Below are 20981 nucleotides of genomic sequence, written 5' to 3'. Positions count from 1 at the left end.
ACGTCCTGCATGGTCTTCTCGATCTCGCGGCGGTAGGTGGCGACCTCGGCTCGGTGCTCGTCGGTGAGCGCGTGGTACTCGTACTGCACGATGCGGCCGACCCGGCTGTTGTCGGCGTGCCACAGGCTGAAGTCGTAGACCATGGCGCGCAGCCGGTCCACGGGGTCGGTGGCGGAGGCGGCGGCTGAGCTGATGACGTCGAGTGCCTTGCGATGCCCGTCGAGGCTGACGGAGAACAGCAGGCTCTCCTTCGAGTCGTGGTGCACGTAGACCGCGGCCGGACTCATCCCGGCCCGTGACGCGATGTCGCGCGTCGTGGTCGCGGCGAAGCCCTTTTCGGCGAACGCCTCGACGGCAGCGTTGATCAGCCGTTCGCGCGCTGTGATCGTGGTCATGCCGGGCCTCCTTTGTGTTGACAGCATGCCGGAGTGCTTGCATGCTAAGCAAGCGCTTAGCGCGCGAGTCCCGCCCGTGTAACTGAAGGCCTGATTGTGCAGCGAACGATCTTTGACGAAGACCACGAGGCGTTCCGCGCTTCCTGTGCGGCGTTCCTTGCCAAGCATGTCGAGCCCAACCTCGAGAAGTATCTCGAGGACAAGGCTCTCCCGCGTGACTTCTGGCTCGCGGCCGGAGCCGAAGGCTTCCTCGGCCTCGAGATCCCCGAAGAGCACGGTGGCGCCGACGCCGGTGACTTCCGGTTCAACGCGGTCTGGGACGAGGAGCTGAGCAAGCTCAACGCCGCGCTCGCCTCCTGCGTCGCGATCCACACCGACATCGCAGTGCCGTACCTCGTCGACCTGTGCACCGACGAGCAGAAGGCGCGCTGGCTCCCCGGCTGCGCCTCTGGCGAGATCCTCACCGCGATCGCCATGACCGAACCCGGCGGCGGATCCGACCTCGCCGCCCTCAAGACCACCGCCGTCCGTGACGGCGACGGATGGGTCATCAACGGCTCCAAGACCTTCATCACCAACGGCTTCTCCGCCGACCTGGTGATCACCGCGGTGCGAACATCTCCCGACAAGGGCGCCAAGGGCATCAGCCTGTTCGCTCTCGAGGCCACCGACGCGGGGTTCAGCCGTGGGCGCAAGCTCGACAAGGTCGGCCAGGGTGAGGCCGACACGGCCGAGCTGTTCTTCGAGGACGTACGCGTCGGCGACGACCGGGTCATCGGCGAGGTCGACCAGGGCTTCATCTACATGATGCAGCGACTCCCGCAGGAGCGGATCAGCTGCTCGGTCTCCAACGTCGCACACGCCAAGCAGATCCTCGCCGAGACGATCCAGTACGCGCACGACCGCCAGGCGTTCAAGCAGTCCATCGGCAGCCTGCAGCACAACAAGTTCCTGCTCGCCGAACTGGTCACGAAGATCGAGGTCGCCGAGTCGTTCGTCGATGCTGCCGTGCTGGCCCACACCCGTGGCGAGGCGACGGCGACGGATGCCGCCAAGGCCAAGTGGTGGTCGTCGGAGATCCAGAACGACGTCCTGGACCACTGCGTACAGATCCACGGCGGCTACGGCTACATGAACGAGTACCGTGTCGCTCGGGCCTGGCGGGATGCCCGCGTCAGCAAGATCTGGGCTGGTTCCAACGAGATCATGAAAGAGCTCATCGGCCGAGACCTCGGCTTCTGAGTCCACTAGGGAAGGCACTATCTGATGACCGAAGCAGTTATCGTTTCCACCGCTCGCTCGCCGATCGGGCGCGCGTTCAAGGGCTCGCTCAAGGACATGCGTCCTGACGACCTCACGGTCCAGATGGTGCAGGCCGCGCTGGCCAAGGTGCCGGGTCTCGACCCGAAGGACATCGTCGACCTGCACCTCGGTGTCGGTCAGCCTGCCGGTGAGAGCGGCTACAACCTCGGTCGTGTCGTCGCGGTGCAGGCCGGTTTCGATCACGTGCCCGGCGTGACCGTCAACCGCTACTGCTCCTCCAGCCTCCAGACCACCCGCATGGCATTCCACGCGATCAAGGCGGGCGAGGGCGACGTGTTCATCTCTGCCGGTGTCGAGACCGTGAGCCGTTTCGGCAAGGGGAGCTCGGACGGCATGCCCGACACCAAGAACCCGCTGTTCGACGAGGCCGTCGCCCGTACCGCCAAGCGCGAAGAGGGCGGTGCGCCGACCTGGACCGATCCGCGGGCCGACGGTGACGTCCCCGACGTCTACATCGCGATGGGCCAGACCGCCGAGAACGTGCAGCAGAAGATCGGCATGAGCCGCGAGGAGCAGGACGAGTTCGGCGTACGCAGTCAGAACCTCGCCGAGAAGGCTCTTGCCGACGGATTCTGGGCCAAGGACATCACCCCCGTCACGCTTCCTGACGGCACCGTCGTCAGCCTGGATGACGGACCTCGTGCCGGCGTCACGCTCGAGGCCGTGTCCCAGCTCAAGCCGGTGTTCCGTCCCGACGGCACCGTCACGGCAGGCAACTGCTGCCCGCTCAACGACGGCGCCGCCGCCGTGGTGATCATGAGCGACACCAAGGCCAAGGAGCTCGGCCTCACGCCACTCGCCCGCATCGTGTCGACCGCGGTCACGGGCCTCTCGCCCGAGATCATGGGCCTCGGTCCGGTCGAGGCGATCCCGGCTGCACTGCGCAACGCCGGCATGGGCATCGACGACATCGACCTCTACGAGATCAACGAGGCGTTCGCGGTCCAGTCCTGGGGCTCAGCCAAGGAGCTTGGCATCCCGATGGACAAGCTCAACGTCAACGGCGGTGCGATCGCCGTCGGCCACCCGTTCGGCATGACCGGTGCCCGCATCACGAGCACGCTGATCAACTCGCTGCAGCACCATGACAAGCAGTTCGGCGTCGAGTCGATGTGCGTCGGCGGTGGGCAGGGCATGGCCATGGTCATCGAGCGACTGTCTTGAGCAAGCGTTTCGACGGCAAGGTCGCGATCGTCACCGGCGCCAGCCGCGGCATCGGCTTTGCCATCGCCGAGCGTCTCGTCGCCGACGGCGCGCGCGTCTGCATCACGGCCCGCAAGGCTGACGCGCTCGCCGAGGCGGTGGAGGCTCTGGGAGGTCCTGAGAACGCGATCTTCTCGGCCGGGGCGGCTGACGACGAGGCGCACCAGGATCAGGCTGTCGCGGCGACGCTCGACGCGTTCGGGCGGGTCGACTTCCTGGTCAACAACACCGGGATCAACCCGACGTACGGTCGCATGATCGACGTCGATCTCGGTGCTGCCGAGAAGACGTTCCGGGTCAACGTGATCTCGTCGATCGCGTGGGCGCAAAAGGTCTACCACGGGTGGATGGGTGAGCACGGGGGAGCGATCGTCAACGTCGCCTCGGTCGCCGGGCTCAAGCCGGCACCGGGCATCGGTGTCTACGGCGCCTCGAAGTCCGGGGTGATCCATGTGACCGAGGAGCTCGCAGTGGAGCTGGGCCCCACGATCCGCGTCAACGCCGTGGCCCCGGCCGTGGTCAAGACGAAGTTCGCTGCCGCCCTCTACGAGGGCAAGGAGGACGAGGTCTCGGCCGCCTACCCGTTGAAGCGGCTCGGCGTCCCCGAGGATGTGGGGTCGGTCGTCGCGTTCCTGCTGTCGGACGACGCTGCCTGGGTCACGGGGCAGACGCTGACGGTCGACGGCGGGCTGCTGCTGACCGGCGGAGTCTGAGCGTCGCGGACCCCAAGACGTCATCCCGGACGCAGCTCGTGGAGCTCGTTCGGGATGACGTCTGTCGCGTGATCCACATCTCTTGAAAAACATGAGGAAAACCTCGCATTAAAGTTGAGGTTTCCCTCATGTTTTGCGAAGATGGTTGGTACCGCCCGTCGATCCCGAGACGGCAGCACCCGAGGGAAACCACGTGACGACCATCGACACACCGCTTGCCCCGAACCGTACGACCGAGCGCCGCGGCGCCCTGGTCGATCGCATCGTTGACGGAGCTCCTTACGCCGTCGGCTTCGGCGGACAAGGTGCCGAGTGGCTTGAGCCGTTGGCTGACCTCGTACGCGACTACGCGCTCGAGGCAGACCTGGAGTCACTGGTCTCCCAGGCTGAGGCCAGGCTCGCTCCGGTCGCGAGTGAGCTGGCCCGTGCGGGTGTCACCTTCACGCCATTGGCGTGGGTCGACATCATCGCGGTGGGGGAGTCTGCCGAGGACGACGACGCTCCCGAGCTGCCCGATGCCGGAATGCTCGGCACCCCCGGTGTCTCGCTGCCCGGCATCCTCCTGACCCAGCTCGCCGGGATCCGCGCGCTGCATCGTCAGGGCATCGACACCGCCGTGCTCCAGCCCGCTGCCGTGATCGGTCACTCGCAGGGACTGCTCGCTGCCCAGTCGCTCGCGGGTGCCGACGACGTCGAGCTGCTCGCCACCGCACGCCTGATCGGCGCCGCCGCCCAGCTCGTCGGCCGTCGTCGGGGACTGCTCGGCGACACGATGCTCAGCGTCTCGAACGTCCGCCCCGCGCGCATCGACGAGGTCATCGCCGACCTGCCAGCCTCGCTCCGGGTCGTCTCGCGCATGCGCAACGGCCGTCGCAGCGTGGTCATCAGCGGCCCGGCCACCAGTCTGCCGGCCGTCCAGGCCCGCCTCGAGGAGATCGCCGCCGCCGAGAAGACCGAGCGCGATCGCAAGGTCACCGGTGGCACACCGTTCGCTCCGGTCATCGAGCCGTTGACGGCACAGCTCGCGTTCCATCACCCTGACCTCGCCGCAGCCGCCGATCTCGTCGCAACCTGGGCCGCGGCGTGCGGCCTCGACAGTGAACGCGCCCGTGACCTGACGATGCGCTCGATCGTCGACCCCGTCGACTGGGTCGAGTCGCTGGAGACCGCCATGAACTCCGGCGCGAGCTGGATCCTCGATCTTGGCCCCGGTGACCTCGCGGCGCGGCTGTCGGCCCGTGAGCTGCGTACGCGCGGCGTCGGCATCATCGCCACCACGACCCGCCGCGGCCACCGCGAGCTGGTCGCTGCCGGAGCAGCTCCGCGCCTCGCCACGCCGTGGTCGGCGTACGCGCCGAGCGTCGTCACGCTGCCCGACGGCAGCATCCACGCCGAGACCCGCTTCACCCGCCTCACCGGCAAGTCCCCGATCCTGCTCGCCGGCATGACCCCGACGACGGTCGACGCCAAGATCGTCGCAGCGGCAGCCAACGCCGGCTTCTGGTCCGAGCTCGCCGGTGGTGGGCAGGTCACCGAGCAGATCTTCGCCGACCGCATCGCCGAGCTCGACGAGCTCCTGACGCCCGGCAGCACGTTCCAGTTCAACTCGCTGTTCCTCGACCCGTACCTCTGGAAGCTCCAGCTCGGCCAGAAGCGCCTCGTGCAGCGTGCGCGTGCCGCGGGTGCGCCGATCGACGCCGTGGTCGTCACAGCCGGCATCCCCGAGCTCGAGGACGCCGTCGCACTGGTCGCCGAGCTGCGCGACGCCGACATCACGCATGTCGTCTTCAAGCCCGGCACGGTCAAGCAGATCCGCCAGGTCGTCGCGATCGCCAAGGAGGTCGCGCCGACGCCGATCATCGTGCAGATCGAGGGCGGCAAGGCCGGTGGCCACCACTCGTGGGAGGACCTCGACGACCTGCTGATCACGACGTACGGCGAGCTCCGCGCGCTCGACAACGTGGTGGTCTGTGTCGGCGGAGGCATCGGTACGCCTGAGGTTGCTGCGGCCTACCTCAGCGGCGAGTGGGCTCGCCGCCACGACTTCCCGCTGATGCCGCTCGACGGCATCCTGGTCGGTACCGCTGCGATGGCGACGCTCGAGGCCACGACGGCTCCTGACGTCAAGCAGCTGCTCGTCGACACCCGTGGCACCGGCACCTGGATCGGCGCCGGCACGGCCAAGGGCGGCATGGCGTCCAGCCTCAGCCAGCTCGGTGCCGACATCCACGAGATCGACAACACCGCGTCACGCACGGGTCGTCTGCTCGACGAGGTCGCAGGCGATGCCGAGGCCGTCGCGGATCGACGTGAAGAGATCATCGAGGCCCTCGATCGGACCGCCAAGCCCTACTTCGGCGACGTCGCGTCGATGACCTACGCGCAGTGGCTGAGCCGCTACCTCGAGCTGACCGGCACGCCGGAGTGGCTCGACATCACGATGCAGCAGCGGTTCACCGCGATGCTGCAGCGCGCCGAGGCCCGCCTCCACACCGCCGATCGCGGCTCGATCCCGACCTTGTTCGCCGAGCCGGAGAGCGTGGCCGCCGGTGCCACGGCGCTCGACGCACTGCTGCGTGCGTACCCCTCGGCCGCCGAGGTCGTGCTGCACCCCGGCGACGTCGTGTTCTTCGTCGAGCAGTGCAAGATCGCCGGCAAGCCGGTCAACTTCGTCCCTGTGCTCGACGAGAACGTACGCCGTTGGTGGCGCTCCGACTCGCTGTGGCAGGCGCATGACGCCCGCTACGGCGCCGACGCGGTCTGCATCATCCCCGGTCCGGTCTCGGTCGGCGGCATCGATCGCGTCGACGAGCCGGTCGCCGAGCTCCTCCGCCGCTTCGAGGACGCCACGATCGACGGACTGCTCGCCTCCGGCCGCGCTCCGCAGCGTGTCGCCGGACGCCGTCGTGTCGACGGTGCGGGCGACGTGCTGTCGCTCGTGCTCGCGGCTCCCGACCTGGTGTGGGCAGGTCGTACGGTCCGCAATCCCGTGCACCGCCTGGGCGCCGACTGGGTCATCGTCGACGCCGAGCGCGCCGAGCATCCTGAGACCGGCGCGTCGCTCGTCACGGTCGACGCGCGTACCGCCGAGCTCCACGTGCCCCTCGCGCGTCCGCTGACCCTGCGCATCGACCTCGGCGACGCCGCCAGTGGCGCAGCGCCGGTCGTGACCACCGAGATCGCCACCGAGGCCATGAGTGCCCTGGTGGCCGGCGCCGCTGGCGGCGTCGTGCCGACGATCTCCGCCGGCAAGGCGACCGCCACGGTCGAATGGGACCCCGACGTGGTCGCCGATCATGCCGGCGTCACGGGTGCCGACGTCCCCGTCCACCCTGTGCCCGATGTGCTCGTCGGACTTGCCTGGCCGTCGGTGTTCGCCGTGCTCGGCGATGTCACGACCGCTGATGGCGTGCCGGTCATCGAGGGCATGCTCGACCTGGTCCACCTCGACCACGCGATCGCCCTCGACGGCGTGCTGCCCGCGGCTCCTGCCGAGCTGACGATCGAGGCGTTCGTCGACTCGGTGTCCGACACCGACTACGGCCGCGTCGTCACGGTTGACGTGACGATCACGTCGAACGGTCCCATCGCGACGCTCCGGGAGCGCTTCGCGATCCGCGGACGCACCGGTGCTGCCGAGCTGGCTGATCCGGCTCGTGCCGGCGGCGCCCTCGGCGACGACGTGCACGACACGCCGCGCAAGTCGCGCGGCGCGGCGTCCGTCGTCGCACCGACCGACCTGCGCGCCTTTGCTGCGGTGACGGGCGACCACAACCCGATCCACACCAGCGTCGCCGCGGCACGCCTCGCCGGGCTCGGCGGTCCGATCGTCCACGGCATGTGGGTGTCGGCGGCGGCCCAGCAGGTCGTCAGCGGGCGTCGCATCACCGGCTGGACGACACGCTTCATGGCGCCGGTACGCCCGGGTGCCACGGTCGACATCCGTGCCGACCGCGTCGGCCTCGATGCCGGCGCTGAGGTGCTCGACATCAGCTGCCGCGTCGAGGGCGAGGTCGTCATGGCCGCGACGGCCCGACTCGAGGCGCCCCGCACCGCGTACGCCTTCCCGGGCCAGGGCATCCAGCACCAGGGCATGGGCATGGCAGCCTATGCGCGCTCCAAGGCGGCCCGCGAGATCTGGGACCGCGCCGACGCCCACACGCGTGAGGCCCTCGGCTTCTCGATCCTCACGGTGGTCCGTGACAACCCGACGGTGCTGGTCGCCCAGGGCGTCACCCACAAGCACCCCGACGGCGTGCTCTTCCTGACGCAGTTCACGCAGGTCGCGATGGCGGTCCTCGGGGCCGCGCAGATGGCCGAGCTCCGCGAGTCGGGCGCGTTCGTCGAGGGCTCGATCCTTGCTGGTCACTCAGTCGGCGAATACAACGCGCTTGCCGCCGTATCGGGAGTCATCGCACTCGAAGGCGTCGTCGAGGTCGTGTTCCAGCGTGGCTCGGTGATGCACACTCTCGTCGAGCGTGACGCCGAGGGGCGCAGCGACTATCGCCTCGCCGCGATCCGTCCGTCCCAGATCGGGCTCGTCGACGACAACGTCAAGGAGTTCGTCGACGGCGTCGCCGAGAAGTCCGGCGAGTTCCTGCAGATCGTCAACTACAACCTGCGCGACTCGCAGTACGCCATCGCGGGCAGCGTACGCGGCCTCGAGGTCCTCGAGACCGAGGTCAACCGGCGCCGCGAGGAGTTCGGCGGCAAGGGTGCCTTCATCCTGATCCCGGGGATCGACGTCCCGTTCCACTCGACGGTCCTGCGGGGCGGGGTTCCGGACTTCCGGGCGCGTCTCGAGGAGCTGCTGCCTCCCTCGATCGATCCTGCGATCCTGGCCGGTCGCTATGTCCCCAACCTGGTGCCGAAGCCGTTCTCGCTCGATCGTGCCTTCATCCGGGAGATCGCCGACCTGGTGCCGTCCGAGCCGCTCGAGGCGGTTCTCGCGGACTTCGCCGCATGGTCGACCAAGCCCGGTGAGCTCTGCCGCGTGGTGCTCATCGAGCTCCTCGCGTGGCAGTTCGCCAGCCCGGTGCGCTGGATCGAGACCCAGGACCTGATGTTCCTGCCCCAGGCTGACGGAGGCCTCGGGGTCGAGCGGTTCGTCGAGATCGGTGTCGGACAGGCGCCGACCGTGGCCAACCTCGCCTCACAGACGCTCAAGCTCCCCGGTCGACACGGCGGAGCGGTCGAGGTGCTCAACTTCGAGCGCGACAGCGCTGCGGTGTTCAGCACCGACGAAGACCAGGCCAGCTTCGATGAACAGGGCGAGGAGGACGACCAGCCGACCGAGGCTCCGGTCGCCGACTCGGCCGCTCCCGCAGCTCCTGCACCCGCCGCCAGCAGCGGACCCCGTCCGGCCGACCTCACGTTCGACGCCGCCGACGCGACCACCGTGCTCATCGCCTGGTGGACCAAGATGCGCCTTGACCAGATCGGCGCCGCCGACTCGATCGAGTCGTTGTGCGACGGTGCGTCGTCGCGACGCAACCAGCTGCTGGTGGACCTCGGCGGCGAGCTCAGCCTCGGCGCGATCGACGGTGCCGCCGATGCCGACCTGCCGACGCTCTCGGGCCAGGTCAAGGGCCTCGCCCGCGGCTACAAGGCATTCGGCCAAGTGCTCACCGAAGCACTCGGCGACCACCTCAAGAAGGTGCTCGGCCCGACCGGCAAGCGCCAGGCCTACATCGCCGAGCGCGTCACCGACGTGTGGCAGCTCGGCCCGGGCTGGGCCAGCCACGTGCTCGCCGAGCTCGCGATGTCGAGCCGTGAGGGCACCAGCGTCCGCGGCGGTGACTTCGGAACGTTGAGCGGTCTGGCCACCGGCTCGGACGTCGACAACGCGATCGATGCCAGCGTCGCGGCGGTTGCCGGGCGCCACGGCGTCAGTGTCGACCTGCCGTCGACCGGCGGCGGCGAGGCGACCATCGATGCCGCCGCTCTCGGCGAGTTCACCGCCCAGATCACCGGGCCCGATGGCGTGCTGGCGTCGGCGGCACGACTGGTGCTGGATCAGCTCGGACTGACCGGGCAGGCGACCGTCATCGAGCCGGACGCCGACGAGGCCGAGATCCTGTCGCGCGTCGAGACCGAGCTGGGCGGCGACTGGGCCAAGCTCACGGCCCCGGCGTTCGACGAGGCCAAGGCCGTGCAGCTCGACGACCGCTGGGCCAGTGCCCGCGAAGACCTCGCCCGCATCGTCCACGGCGACGACCTCGAGGTCAGCTTCGTCGGTGCCGGCAAGGCCCTGTCAGCGCAGGCCACGTGGCACGCCGCGCATGGTGACCCGGCCAAGCGCGATCGGTTCCTGCAGATCGCTGCCGATGCTCTCACCGAACCCGCGAACCAGTGGGCAGGCGAGACCGCCGTGGTGACGGGTGCCAGCAAGGGCTCCATCGCGGCCGGCATCACCGGACAGCTGCTGGCCGGGGGAGCGACCGTCATCGCGACGACCTCGAGCCTGGACTCCCAGCGCCTGGCGTTCTATCGCGACCTCTACCGCTCGCACGCCGTCCACGGCGCCGAGCTGTGGGTCGTCCCCGCCAACATGGCGTCGTTCGCCGACGTCGACGCGCTCGCCGCGTGGATCGGCGCCGAGCAGACCCAGACCCGTGCGGGCGCCACGACGGTGCTCAAGCCGGCCATGACCCCGACGCTGCTGTTCCCGTTCGCTGCGGGACGCGTTGCGGGTGACATGAGCGACGCGGGCAGCCGTACCGAGGTCGACATGCGCATCCTGCTCTGGTCGGTCGAGCGGCTGATCACCTCGCTGTCGGAGCACGGTCAGGACCACGACATCGACGCAACCCTGCACGTGGTGCTCCCGGGCTCGCCCAACCGCGGCATGTTCGGCGGCGACGGTGGCTACGGCGAGGCCAAGTCGGCCCTCGACGCCCTCGTCACGCGCTGGAAGGCTGAGCCCGCCTGGGCCGACCGGGTCACGCTGAGCCACGCCATCATCGGCTGGGTCAAGGGCACGGGCCTCATGGGCGGCAACGACCCGCTGGTCGATGCCGTCGAGGCGGCCGGCGTCCGTACGTGGACGCCCGACGAGATGGCACAGGCGCTCCTCGAGACCTGCACGCCCGCGGCCCGCGCCTCGGCGCTGATCGAGCCGCTCACGGTCGACCTCACCGGCGGACTCGGTGGCGTCAACCTCGACCTGCGGGCGCTGGCCGAAGGCGTCGAGCGTCCCGTCGCCGAGGAGGTCGACGAGACCGGGACGATCTCCGCCCTGGCCGCGTCGCCGGCGCAGCTGGACCGCGTCGACAGCCTCGAGTGGGAACCCGTCAGCGCTCGTCCCGAGGACCTTGTGGTGATGGTCGGAGCAGGTGAGCTCGGCCCGTACGGATCCTCCCGCACGCGTTTCGAGATGGAGGTGTCCGACGAGCTGTCGGCCGCCGGCATCCTCGAGCTGGCGTGGACGACCGGGATGGTGGCCTGGGACAACAACGCCGGCGGCTGGTACGACACCGCGACACAGGAGAGCGTCGACGAGGCCGACCTTGCTGATCGCTACGAGGACGCAGTTCGTGACGCCGTCGGTGTCCGCCGCTACGTCGACGACGGCAACATGGTCGACAACGCAGCACCGCTGCTGACATCGATCTTCCTCGACAAGGACCTGTCGTTCACGGTGTCAAACGAGTCCGAGGCGAAGGCGCTGCGTGACGCGGACCCCGAGCGTACGACCATCGTGGCCACCGCGGACGGCGACTGGACCGTGACCCGCAAGGCCGGCACCGAGATCCGCGTGCCGCGCCGGATGAAGCTGACCCGTACGGTCGGCGGCCAGATCCCGACCGGCTTCGACCCGACCGTGTGGGGCATCCCCGCCGAGATGGTCGAGTCGATCGACCGGGTCGGCCTGTGGAACCTCATCTGCACGGTCGACGCGTTCCTCTCCAGCGGCTTCGAGCCGTCGGAGCTGATGCGCTGGGTCCACCCCGCGCTGGTCGCCAACACACAGGGCACCGGCATGGGCGGCATGCAGTCGATGCAGTCGCTCTACCTCGACACGCTGCTGGGCGAGAACAAGGCCAACGACATCCTCCAGGAGGCGCTGCCCAACGTCATCGCGGCCCACGTCGTGCAGTCGTACGTCGGCTCGTACGGCGCGATGGTTCACCCCGTCGCAGCCTGTGCCACGACCGCGGTGTCGGTCGAAGAAGGCGTCGACAAGATCAAGCTCGGCAAGGCGGAGTTCGTCGTCGCCGGCGGCTTCGACGACCTGAGCGTCGAGGGCATCGTCGGATTCGCCGACATGTCGGCCACTGCCGACTCGGCGGCAATGAGTGCCAAGGGCATCGAGGACCGCTACTTCAGCCGCGGCAACGACCGTCGCTACGGCGGATTCGTCGAGTCACAAGGTGGCGGCACGATCTTGCTGGCGCGCGGCGATGTCGCTGCCCGTATGGGTCTGCCCGTGCTCGCAGTCGTGGCGTACGCCGGCTCGTTCGCCGACGGCGTGCACACGTCGATCCCCGCGCCCGGCATCGGCGCCCTGGCAGCCGGCCGGGGTGGCCAGGAGTCGGCGCTCGCCAAGGGGCTGGCGCAGGTCAGCCTCACCGCCGACGACATCGGCGTGCTGTCCAAGCACGACACGTCGACCGGCGTGAACGAGCGCAACGAGTCCGAGCTCCACGAGCGTCTCGCCGCGGCCATTGGTCGCAGCGAGGGCAACCCGCTCTACGTCATCTCGCAGAAGACCCTCACGGGTCACGCGAAGGGCGGCGCAGCGGCGTTCCAGCTCATCGGTCTCAGCCAGGTGCTCACCGGAGGAGTCGTACCCCCCAACCGCAGCCTCGACTGCGTCATGGACGACCTCGCCGAGCACGAACACCTCGTGTGGCTGCGCGAGCCGCTCGCGACCGGCCAGCTCAAGGCTGGTCTGGTGACCAGCCTGGGCTTCGGCCATGTCGCTGGCCTGATCGCGCTGGTCCACCCACAAGCCTTCCTTGCAACCTTGACCGACGAGGAGCGTGCCTCCTATGAGGAGCGCGCGCAGACTCGCACGATCGAGGGCCGGATGCGGATCGTCCGGGCGATGTACGGCGGCCCCTCGCTGTACGAACGCCCTGATCGCCGCCTTGGCAGCGAGGGGGTGCGGGCCCGGGAGGCTGCGATGCTCCTGGATCCGCAAGCACGACTGGGTGAGGGAGACATGTACCAGTCGGTGTCATGCCAATGACGATCCTCGGGGTCGGTGTCGATCTGGTCCACGTTCCCTCGTTCGAGGAACAGCTCGACCTGCCCGGTACGAGGTTTGCCACGGCATTCTCACCTGGCGAGCGGGGTGATGCGCGGAGTGGTCCCTCCCATCCCGCGCGTCACTTCGCCGCTCGCTGGGCCGCGAAGGAAGCCGTCATCAAGGCATGGTCGGCGTCGATGTACGGCGAGGCGCCCGTGATGGACGAGAACATCCATCACCTGATCGAGGTCGTCACGGACGCGTGGGGCCGCCCCCGCATTCGCCTGCACGGCGAGGTGGCAAAACGCCTTGCCGGTCGCACCCTCGAGGTGTCGCTGAGCCACGACGGCGACTACGCCACCGCGTACGTCGTGCTCTCCGACTAGGGCGGTTTACCACGTTGGCGTGGTAAACCTCGTCCAGGCGCGGGAAGCTTTCCGCGTCCGGAGAGGGTTTGCCGAGTCAGGACGTCAGGTCAGGGGTATGACGGTGCGGTTCCGAAGGTAGAGCCGCTTAGATCGCTCCATTCCGAGTCGGATCATCGCGGCGGTCTTGGCTTGTTGTGATGGTGCAAGGCTCGCCCACACCCAGCGCGTCATGCCGTAAGACTCGTCGCGTACACGATCCTCGCGGATCTTCTCGTCTTCGATCGCCTGCCCCGGGTCCTGGTTGTAGGGGTTGAGTCGCCCGTACTTCATGAGCCCATCGAACTCCCCGGTGTGGCGGTGATCCAGCCATGCAAAGTCGGTGCGCGCGATGATCTGCCCCCGGACGTCGCAGATCTGGTGCTGCAGCTCAGGATGCGGCAGTCGATGGCGCCACATCATGTGAAGCGAGCGGACCTCCCCGACGGACTCGAGTCGCGCATCCGCGAGGCGGATGGCAATTCGCGCTTTGCGCGTGCCCATCCAATGGGCGAATTGCGATCTAGCTTCAATCAGCTCTTCCACGGTGATTTGCTCAGATCGTAGTGCTGAGGTGGCCAGCACCATCCCGGACTCGATGGATACGTGACTGCACGTCTCGAAGACCGCGCGCATTGGCTCTACCACCAAACGCCCATCGATCTCACGGATGTCTCGCGTGGGAACGACGGCACCATGATGAAACGCGATGCCGGCTTCGCGTCGGCTCGTACCGCCATCGATTCGCGTGACGTGGACCGTGTCCAAGTCGACGCCGAAGAGATCATGGCCGTACAGCGCGGAGGCGGAATGATGGGATGCGACGACTCGATCGCCGAGCTTGTCGAGCACCGATCGCACCAACACGCAGTGACGCTCTGTGGCAGTCATTGCTGTCCATTCGTGTGCCATCGCGTACGTGCCGTGCCGAATGCGCCTGAGCACCTTGGATTGCATTCCGCTGCGGATCTGCGCATCGGATAGGCCGAGATCGATGAGTTGGTGACGCATCAAGTAGCCACCGTTGGCTTCGGCTGTCTCGGTCAAATATTGGTCCACGTAGGCAGACTTCCCGGCGCGGCTATTTCCTGGTCACTTTGATCGCGACTTTGTGGACTCATCACGGCTCAGTCATTCGGTGTGGAGTTCCTCCCAGCGCGGCAAACGTCGTCCGGGCGTTGGAAGCTTTCCCCGTCGGGACGACGTTTACCACGCTGGCGTGGTAAACCATCGCTACGGAGAATGCTCGGCGCTCAGCAGGTAGGCCGTGACGAGGCGCTTGAGCTCGATGATCGCTTCGCTGTGCTCCTGCCCGTCGCGGATCGAGAAGTTGAGCATCGAGTAGACGATGTGCACCAGCACCTCCGCCATGATCGTGCGGCGTTCGCGCGGGGTGCCAGGCGTCAAGGGCGCGAGCGCCTTGGCCACCTCGGCAGCCAGCTCTCGCTCGGTGACGGCGGCTGTCGCACGCGTCGCGGGCGTCGACTGGACCGCCAGCCACACGGCACGGCGTGACGGGTCGTCGACCCACATCTTGGCCATGTGGTCGACCAGCCGGTTGAGGAACTTGAGCCAGTCGAGCGACGGGATCGCCTCGGCGAACGACGCCAGCTCCATGCGTACGGCGACGGCGTCGACGCGATCGAGCTCGCACACCATGACGTACTTGTTCTGGAAGAACTGGTAGAGCGTGCCGATCGGCAGCCCGGCGCGGTTGGCGACCTCTTCGCACGTGAACGACTCGAACCCGACCTCCAGGAGCAGCTCACGCGCCACCAGAAGCAGGTGGTCGAACTTCTTGTGGCTGCGCTCCTGGGTCGGGCGGCGCCTGGGTTCGAGGATCTCGGCCGTCACCCGCGCCACATTAGCGGGAAGCGGCGCGTCCTGCGGCGATCAGCGGAGCAATCATGTCGCCGATCCCGTCAAAGCCCGTCCCGACGGTCTGACCGGCGGAGTGCCGGAAATAGATGCCCTCGAGAATCACCGCAAGCTTGAAGAACGCCAGCGAGAGGTGGAACGAGATGTTGCTGACGTCGCGACCTGACTGGGCTGCGTAGCGCTGGAGGATCTCGTCACGCCCGAGATAGCCGGGCGCGAGTGGAGCATCCGTGACCATGAAGGCTCCCATGCTCGCCGGAGGCGCCTCCTCAGCGAGCTGTTGGTAGGCCAGTAGCACCGCGACGTCGGTCAGCGGATCCCCGAGCGTGCTCATCTCCCAGTCGAGCACCGCCGTGATCTGGTCGGAGGCGTCGACGAGGACGTTGTCGAGGCGGTAGTCGCCGTGCACGATCGTGCCGTCGCTGGTCGTCGGGATGTTGGAGTCGAGCTTGGCGATGAGCTCGTCCATGCCGGGCAGCTCGCGGCTGGTCGACGCGGCCAGCTGCTTCTTCCACCGCGCCACCTGGCGTTCGAGGTAGCCGTCGGGACGGCCGAAGTCGGACAGGCCCACGGCCGCGTGGTCGACCGAATGCAGTGTCGCGAGCGTGTCGACGAGCTGCTCGGTGATGGCCCGGGTACGGTCGGCGCCGAGCGGCTCGAGCTGCTGCGCTCGGCCGTAGGGCGTCCCGTCAGCCTTGGCCATGACGTAGAACGGTGCTCCGATGACGTCCGGGTCGTCGCAGCGGGCCAGCATCTGTGGCACGGGCACGTCGGTCGGAGCCAGTGCGGCCATCACGGTGTATTCGCGCCCCATGTCGTGGGCGGTGGCGAGCACGTGTCCCATGGGCGGACGGCGTACGACGTAGTTGCTCGTCCCGTCCGTCACCAGGTAGGTGAGGTTGGACTTGCCGCCCGTGATCAGGCTCGCCGACAGTGGCCCCTTGGCGAGTGTCGGCTCGACCTGCGTCAGCCAGGCGTGCAATGCGGCGAGATCGAGTCCCTGCGGGTCAGTCATCAGCCGAGTGGCCCGCCGGCGACGTAGATGACCTGGCCCGACACGAAGCCGGCGCCTTCGCTCACGAGGAACGATGCGGCGTGCGCGATGTCCTCGGGCTGTCCGACCCGTTGCACCGGGATCTGCTCGGCGCTGAACTTGATGAAGTCGTCGAAGCCGATGCCGAGGCGCTCGGCGGTCGCGGCGGTCATGTCGGTCTGGATGAAGCCGGGGGCGATCGCGTTGGCGGTCACGCCGAACTTGCCCAGCTCGATCGCGAGCGTCTTGGTGAAGCCCTGGATGCCGGCCTTGGCTGCGGAGTAGTTGGCCTGGCCGCGGTTGCCGAGCGCCGAGCTGCTGGAGAGGTTGACGATGCGTCCCCACTTGGCCTCGGTCATGTACTTCTGTGCGCCCTTCGACATCAGGAAGGCGCCACGCAGGTGCACGTTCATGACGGTGTCCCAGTCGTCCGTCGTCATCTTGAACAGCATGTTGTCGCGGATGACGCCCGCATTGTTGATGAGGACGGTCGGTGCGCCGAGCTCGGACTCGATGCGTGCGAACGCCGCCTTGACCTGCTCCTCGTCACCCACGTTGGCTCCCACGGCGAGGGCAGAACCGCCTGCTGCGGTGATCGCCTCGACGGTGCCCGCGCAGGACGCTTCATCGAGGTCGACGACGGCAACCTTGAGTCCGTCGGCGGCGAGTCGCTGGGCGACACCGGCTCCGATGCCTCGGGCTCCACCGGTGACGATCGCGGTACGGGGTTCACTCACGGTTCTGCTCCTTCAGGGTGCTGTCTTGAGGATCGAGGGCTAAGCGCTTGCTTAGCAAGTCCATCAGAACGGTATCGCAGACCCACCGCGCACGCGAGAGCCACGTACGTGAAAAAGCTCAGCTCCCGCAAAACACCCGGAATCAAAAGTGAGGATTTCCTCATGTTTGTGTATAGTTGAGGAAAACCTCATGTTTTAGGAGACGTCGTGTCGCAACGCGAAACACCTTCGGTGCTCTCAGCGCCTGACGCCGGGCCCGTCGAGGAGCAGGGTCACCGCTCGATGCTCACGCAGCGTCGTGCCGACCGGTTCGCTCACGTCGAGCCCAAGGGCAAGCGCGTCTACACCGCGCTGCAGCGGGCAGAGATGCTCGTCGACGACGGCTCCTTCGTGGCCATGACCCCGCTGCGCTCGGCGGGCGCGGGCCAGGGGAGCGGTGTCGTTGCGGGCTGGGGCACGACCGACGGTCACCCGCTCGTCGTCGTCTCGCACGACGCGGCAGTGGCCTCGGGCGCGATCGGCGCCGTGATGGCCGAGAGCATCCAGAAGGCCCAGCGCTTCGCGATCGACAAGGGCTACCCGATCGTCTACATCAACGACTCCGGTGGAGCTCGCATCCACGACGGGATCTTCGCGCTGCACGGTTGTGGCGGGATCTTCGCGCTCAACATCGAGGCGCAGAAGCGCATCCCGCAGATCTCCCTGATCCTCGGCCCGTGCGCCGGAGCCGCGGCCTACTCGCCGGCGCTGACCGACTGGACGATCATGGTCAAGGAGCAGGGACAGATGTTCCTGACCGGCCCCGACATCGTCAAGGCGGCCACGGGTGAGGACGCCAGCGCCGAGGACATCGGCGGATCCGACCTGCACACGCGCGTCAGCGGTGTCGCACACCTCGAGGTCGACAGCGAGGAGGAGGCGTTCCACGCGACCCGCCTGCTGCTGTCGTTCCTGCCGACGCACAAGGGCGGCGCCCAGAAGCGCCACAGCTCCGTGCCAGCCAACCCGGGAGCCGTCGAGCGCTTGCCCGGCATCGTCCCGGAGAAGTCCAGCATCGTCTTCGACATGAACGCCGTGATCGACGGCGTGCTCGACAACGGCGCGCGCCTCGAGCTCATGCCAACGCATGCGCCGAGCATCCTCACGTTGTTCGCCCGCCTCGACGGTCATGCGGTCGGCGTCATCGCCAACCAGCCCAACGCCCGCGGCGGGATCCTCGACTCCAAGGCCGCCGTCAAGGCTGCGCGCTTCGTCGACTTCTGCGGGCGCTTCGACCTGCCTGTCGTCACGTTCGTCGACGTGCCCGGCTTCCTGCCCGGCACGGTCGAGGAGGGACGCGGCATCATCACGCATGGTGCCAAGCTCCTCAAGGCGTATGTCGAGACGACGTCGCCCAAGCTGACGGTCGTGGTGCGCAAGGCGTACGGCGGCGCCTACATCGCGATGGGCGCGGCGTCGCTCGGAGCCGACGTCAACTGGGCGTGGGCCCAGTCCGAGATCGCCGTGATGGGGCCCGGCGGGGCGGTGGCACTGCTCCACCGGCGCGCGCTCAAGGAGGCTGAGGAGCCGACCGTGCTGCGTGACGAGCTGGCGGCGGTCTACCGCGAGGAGGTCGCTCGCCCCTACTTGGCCGCCGAGGCCGGTATCGTCGATGACGTGATCCATCCCGAGGAGACACGCGACCGCATGACCGCGGCGCTTCGCATGCTGACCGCCGGCACCGACTGATGTTCGCGGCACGAGCCGAGATCGTCGCCAACGTCTGGAAGATCGTCGCCCGCGAGGGTGACCAGGTCGGGGCGGGCGACGTCCTCGCGATCCTCGAGACCATGAAGATGGAGATCCCGGTCTATGCCGAGGCTCCCGGCTTCGTCAGCAAGATCCTCGTCGAGGTCGGCCAGATCGTCCAGGAGGGCGACCCGCTGATCGAGATCGACGAGACCGCCAGCGCCTAGGCCTCCTGTCTGCCATCATCGGCGGGTGTCTTCCTCAGCTGAGATCGTTCATGAGCTGCCCATGCGCTGGGCCGACCTCGACTCGCTCAAGCACGTCAACAACGTCGTCTATGTCGACTACGCCACCGAGGTGCGCAGCCTGCTCGTCGAGGACGGGCTCCTGGATGATCGCGGGGTGAGCTCGATGTCGGTCCGGTATGCCCGACCGATGCTGCTGAGCCGTCATCCCGTCGTGGTCACTTCCCTGATCGATGGAGACAAGCTGACGCAGCAGATCTGCTCGGACCGCGACGGCGAGCGTACGGTCTACTGCAAGCTCGTCACGACGCTCGGTACGCCGATTCCGCAGGACCGCTCGGCTGTCGAGACCGACCCACTGCCGTCGAGGATCCGGCGCAGCGACATCGACGCCAGCGGCGCCGTGAGCCTGATCAAGACGTTCGAGCTGTTCCAGGAGGGGCGCGTACTTTTCATCTCCAACCACCTCGGCGGGCTCAAGGCCGGGCAGTTCGTCGTGGGCACGGTCGGCGTCGACTTCCATTCGCCGATCGCTTGGCGGCGTGAGCCGTACGAGTCGCGCAGCTGGGTCAGCCGCGTCGGCGCGGGCTCGCTCACGATCGAGTCGGAGCTGTCCGACGGGGACGCCCTGCTGGCGCGGGGTACGACGTTCCTCGTGGGCTTTGACCTCGCGGCCCAGAAGTCCCGGGCGTTCTCGGCCGAGGAGCGTGCCGTCTTCGACGGCCTCAAATCAGCCCGCTAGCAGCGAGTGGCGCAAGGCTGCCTGGTCGACACCTCGGAATCGGGCATTTTGCGCCAGTCGCAGTGCTCAGCGTGAGCTATCGAGCCGAGTTGACCATGAACTGGGCTGCGTGCTGGACGTAGTCCCAGAACTGCTCGTCGAGCTCGGGTGGCAGGGCTGCCTTGTCGAGCCCGGCACGAAAGTGCACCAGCCACCGGTCACGCGCTTCGGTCGTCACCTCGAACGGTGCGTGACGCATGCGCAGCCGCGGATGGCCACGCAGCTCGGAGTAGGTCGTGGGGCCGCCCCAGTACTGCTCGAGGAACATCCGGAACCGTACGTTGGCAGGCCCGAGATCCTCCTCGGGATAGAGCGGCCGCAGCACCTCGTCGGTCTCGACACCCTCATAGAACGTGTCGACGATCAGCTTGATCGTGTCGTGCCCGCCGATGGCGTCGTAAAAGGTCTGTTGGCTCATGCTTCGGGGTCCGTCGTGGTCTGGAAGGAAGTCGGTATGCGGATGCCGGCGGCGTCGAAGCGCACCTTGATGCGCTGGCGCATCGCCCGCGCCACCTGCCACTGCTCGAGCGGCGCGGTCTTGAGCACGACGCGTACGACGGCGCCGTCCTTGTCGAAGCGCTCGACGCCCCACACCTCGGGCGCCTCGATGATGACGTCGTGGAACCGCGGGTCCTCGAACATCGCGGTGGCCTCCTCCTGGAGGATCGCCTGCACCTGGTCGAGGTCGGCCTCGTAGCCCACCGTGATGTCGAGGACCGTACGAGCCCAGTTCTGGCTCTGGTTGCCGACACGCAGGATCTCACCGTTGCGGACGTACCACACGGTGCCGTTGACGTCGCGCAGTCGCGTGACGCGCAGACCCACGGCCTCTACCGTGCCGCTGGCCTCGCCGAGGTCGACGACGTCGCCGACTCCGTACTGGTCCTCGAGGATCATGAAGACGCCCGACAGGAAGTCCTTGACGAGGTTCTGCGCGCCGAAGCCGAACGCCACACCGGCGATGCCGGCACTGGCAAGGATCGGTCCGACCGGCTGACCGAGCTTGTCGAGGATCATCACGATGACGATCGCGAGCGTCACGCCGGTGGTGATGCTCTTGAGCAACGACCCCATCGTCTCGGCGCGCTGCTTGCGGCGCTCGTGCGAACCGGGCTTGAGGTCTGCCAGCATCTCGCCGGCCTTGGTGTTGGCGATGATCCCGGGTATCGCCCCCTGCGCCGCGCGCTTCACGAGACGGTCGATGGCGCGGCAGACAAACCAGCGGAACAGCAGGCCGATGAAGAGGATCAGCAGGATCGACAGCGGTGCGGCGACGAACCAGTCGTACGCACGTCCCGCCGGCAGGTCCCAGTTGACGTCGAGGTACGGCATTCCTCCAGCCTACGGG

Annotated in this window: 15 protein-coding genes; 8 read left to right on the top strand and 7 right to left on the bottom strand. The window is 67.9% G+C overall.

The features are described from left to right. Positions 1 to 395, bottom strand: a 395-nt coding sequence (locus ABD683_RS01400; protein ID WP_344766664.1) for a TetR/AcrR family transcriptional regulator, incomplete at its 3' end; no start/stop codon positions are given. Positions 396 to 491: 96 nt separating this feature from the next. On the opposite strand from ABD683_RS01400, the gene ABD683_RS01395 reads away from it, so the two are divergent. The 5 genes from ABD683_RS01395 (at position 492) to acpS (ending at position 13213) form a co-directional block, all read left to right on the top strand. Continuing rightward, positions 492 to 1637, top strand: a complete 1146-nt coding sequence (locus ABD683_RS01395) for an acyl-CoA dehydrogenase family protein (RefSeq protein ID WP_344766663.1) — start codon at positions 492 to 494, stop codon at positions 1635 to 1637. Positions 1638 to 1661: 24 nt separating this feature from the next. Next, complete coding sequence (locus tag ABD683_RS01390; RefSeq protein ID WP_344766662.1) at positions 1662 to 2882, top strand: acetyl-CoA C-acetyltransferase; 1221 nt, start codon at positions 1662 to 1664, stop codon at positions 2880 to 2882. Further along, on the top strand, positions 2879 to 3634 hold the full coding sequence (locus ABD683_RS01385; protein ID WP_344766660.1) for an SDR family oxidoreductase: 756 nt from the start codon (positions 2879 to 2881) through the stop codon (positions 3632 to 3634). The genes ABD683_RS01390 and ABD683_RS01385 overlap by 4 nt, the downstream gene beginning before the upstream one ends. 193 nt (positions 3635 to 3827) lie before the next feature. Then, positions 3828 to 12827: a fatty acid synthase subunit beta domain-containing protein gene (locus ABD683_RS01380; RefSeq protein ID WP_344766658.1), complete on the top strand. Its 9000-nt coding sequence runs from the start codon at positions 3828 to 3830 to the stop codon at positions 12825 to 12827. Further along, positions 12818 to 13213, top strand: coding sequence for a holo-ACP synthase AcpS (acpS, locus tag ABD683_RS01375; protein ID WP_344766656.1), 396 nt, complete (start codon positions 12818 to 12820; stop codon positions 13211 to 13213). Before ABD683_RS01380 ends, acpS begins: the two co-directional genes overlap by 10 nt. An 84-nt stretch (positions 13214 to 13297) precedes the next feature. Here the strand turns inward: acpS and ABD683_RS01370 are convergent, their stop codons facing one another. The 4 genes from ABD683_RS01370 to fabG form a co-directional block, all read right to left on the bottom strand. After that, positions 13298 to 14290, bottom strand: a complete 993-nt coding sequence (locus ABD683_RS01370; protein WP_344766654.1) for a type IV toxin-antitoxin system AbiEi family antitoxin domain-containing protein — start codon at positions 14288 to 14290, stop codon at positions 13298 to 13300. Positions 14291 to 14464: 174 nt separating this feature from the next. After that, the gene (locus ABD683_RS01365; protein WP_344766652.1) at positions 14465 to 15085 is read right to left on the bottom strand and encodes a TetR family transcriptional regulator; all 621 of its coding nucleotides are present in this window, start codon (positions 15083 to 15085) and stop codon (positions 14465 to 14467) included. Positions 15086 to 15095: 10 nt separating this feature from the next. After that, positions 15096 to 16124, bottom strand: a complete 1029-nt coding sequence (locus ABD683_RS01360) for a phosphotransferase family protein (protein ID WP_344766651.1) — start codon at positions 16122 to 16124, stop codon at positions 15096 to 15098. Beyond that, positions 16124 to 16879 (bottom strand): 3-oxoacyl-ACP reductase FabG, encoded by a 756-nt coding sequence (gene fabG, locus ABD683_RS01355; RefSeq protein ID WP_344766649.1) that lies wholly within the window; start codon positions 16877 to 16879, stop codon positions 16124 to 16126. Before fabG ends, ABD683_RS01360 begins: the two co-directional genes overlap by 1 nt. Positions 16880 to 17086: 207 nt before the next feature. Here fabG and ABD683_RS01350 point away from each other — a divergent pair, with 207 nt between their 5' ends. From ABD683_RS01350 to ABD683_RS01340, 3 genes are read left to right on the top strand one after another with little or no spacing between them, the layout of a single operon-like run. Next, positions 17087 to 18607 carry an acyl-CoA carboxylase subunit beta gene (locus ABD683_RS01350; RefSeq protein WP_344766647.1) on the top strand — a complete coding sequence of 507 codons (1521 nt, stop codon included), beginning with the start codon at positions 17087 to 17089 and terminating at the stop codon, positions 18605 to 18607. Continuing rightward, a complete protein-coding gene (locus ABD683_RS01345; RefSeq protein WP_344766645.1) occupies positions 18607 to 18834 on the top strand; it encodes a biotin/lipoyl-binding carrier protein in 228 nt (75 codons plus the stop codon). The genes ABD683_RS01350 and ABD683_RS01345 overlap by 1 nt, the downstream gene beginning before the upstream one ends. 25 nt (positions 18835 to 18859) lie before the next feature. Next, positions 18860 to 19594: a thioesterase family protein gene (locus ABD683_RS01340; RefSeq protein ID WP_344766642.1), complete on the top strand. Its 735-nt coding sequence runs from the start codon at positions 18860 to 18862 to the stop codon at positions 19592 to 19594. Between the two features lie 76 nt (positions 19595 to 19670). Here the strand turns inward: ABD683_RS01340 and ABD683_RS01335 are convergent, their stop codons facing one another. Together ABD683_RS01335 and ABD683_RS01330 are read right to left on the bottom strand one after the other, a co-directional pair. Next, positions 19671 to 20051 carry a globin gene (locus ABD683_RS01335; RefSeq protein WP_344766641.1) on the bottom strand — a complete coding sequence of 127 codons (381 nt, stop codon included), beginning with the start codon at positions 20049 to 20051 and terminating at the stop codon, positions 19671 to 19673. Next, positions 20048 to 20965 (bottom strand): mechanosensitive ion channel family protein, encoded by a 918-nt coding sequence (locus tag ABD683_RS01330; RefSeq protein WP_344766639.1) that lies wholly within the window; start codon positions 20963 to 20965, stop codon positions 20048 to 20050. The genes ABD683_RS01335 and ABD683_RS01330 overlap by 4 nt, the downstream gene beginning before the upstream one ends. Between the last annotated feature and the right edge of the window lie 16 nt (positions 20966 to 20981).

The sequence above is a fragment of the Aeromicrobium panaciterrae genome (genome assembly GCF_039537165.1).
Lineage (GTDB): Bacteria > Actinomycetota > Actinomycetes > Propionibacteriales > Nocardioidaceae > Aeromicrobium > Aeromicrobium panaciterrae.
Note: the sequence above shows the minus strand (reverse complement) of the source record. Positions and strands in the feature narration are given on the sequence as shown.

Bases quoted from the DNA above. Each gene is read 5' to 3' on its own strand.
- ABD683_RS01335 (WP_344766641.1), bottom strand. From the start codon at position 20,051: ATGAGCCAACAGACCTTTTACGACGCCATCGGCGGGCACGACACGATC.
- acpS (WP_344766656.1), top strand. From the start codon at position 12,818: ATGCCAATGACGATCCTCGGGGTCGGTGTCGATCTGGTCCACGTTCCC.
- ABD683_RS01330 (WP_344766639.1), bottom strand. From the start codon at position 20,965: ATGCCGTACCTCGACGTCAACTGGGACCTGCCGGCGGGACGTGCGTAC.
- ABD683_RS01360 (WP_344766651.1), bottom strand. From the start codon at position 16,124: ATGACTGACCCGCAGGGACTCGATCTCGCCGCATTGCACGCCTGGCTG.
- ABD683_RS01390 (WP_344766662.1), top strand. From the start codon at position 1,662: ATGACCGAAGCAGTTATCGTTTCCACCGCTCGCTCGCCGATCGGGCGC.
- ABD683_RS01345 (WP_344766645.1), top strand. From the start codon at position 18,607: ATGTTCGCGGCACGAGCCGAGATCGTCGCCAACGTCTGGAAGATCGTC.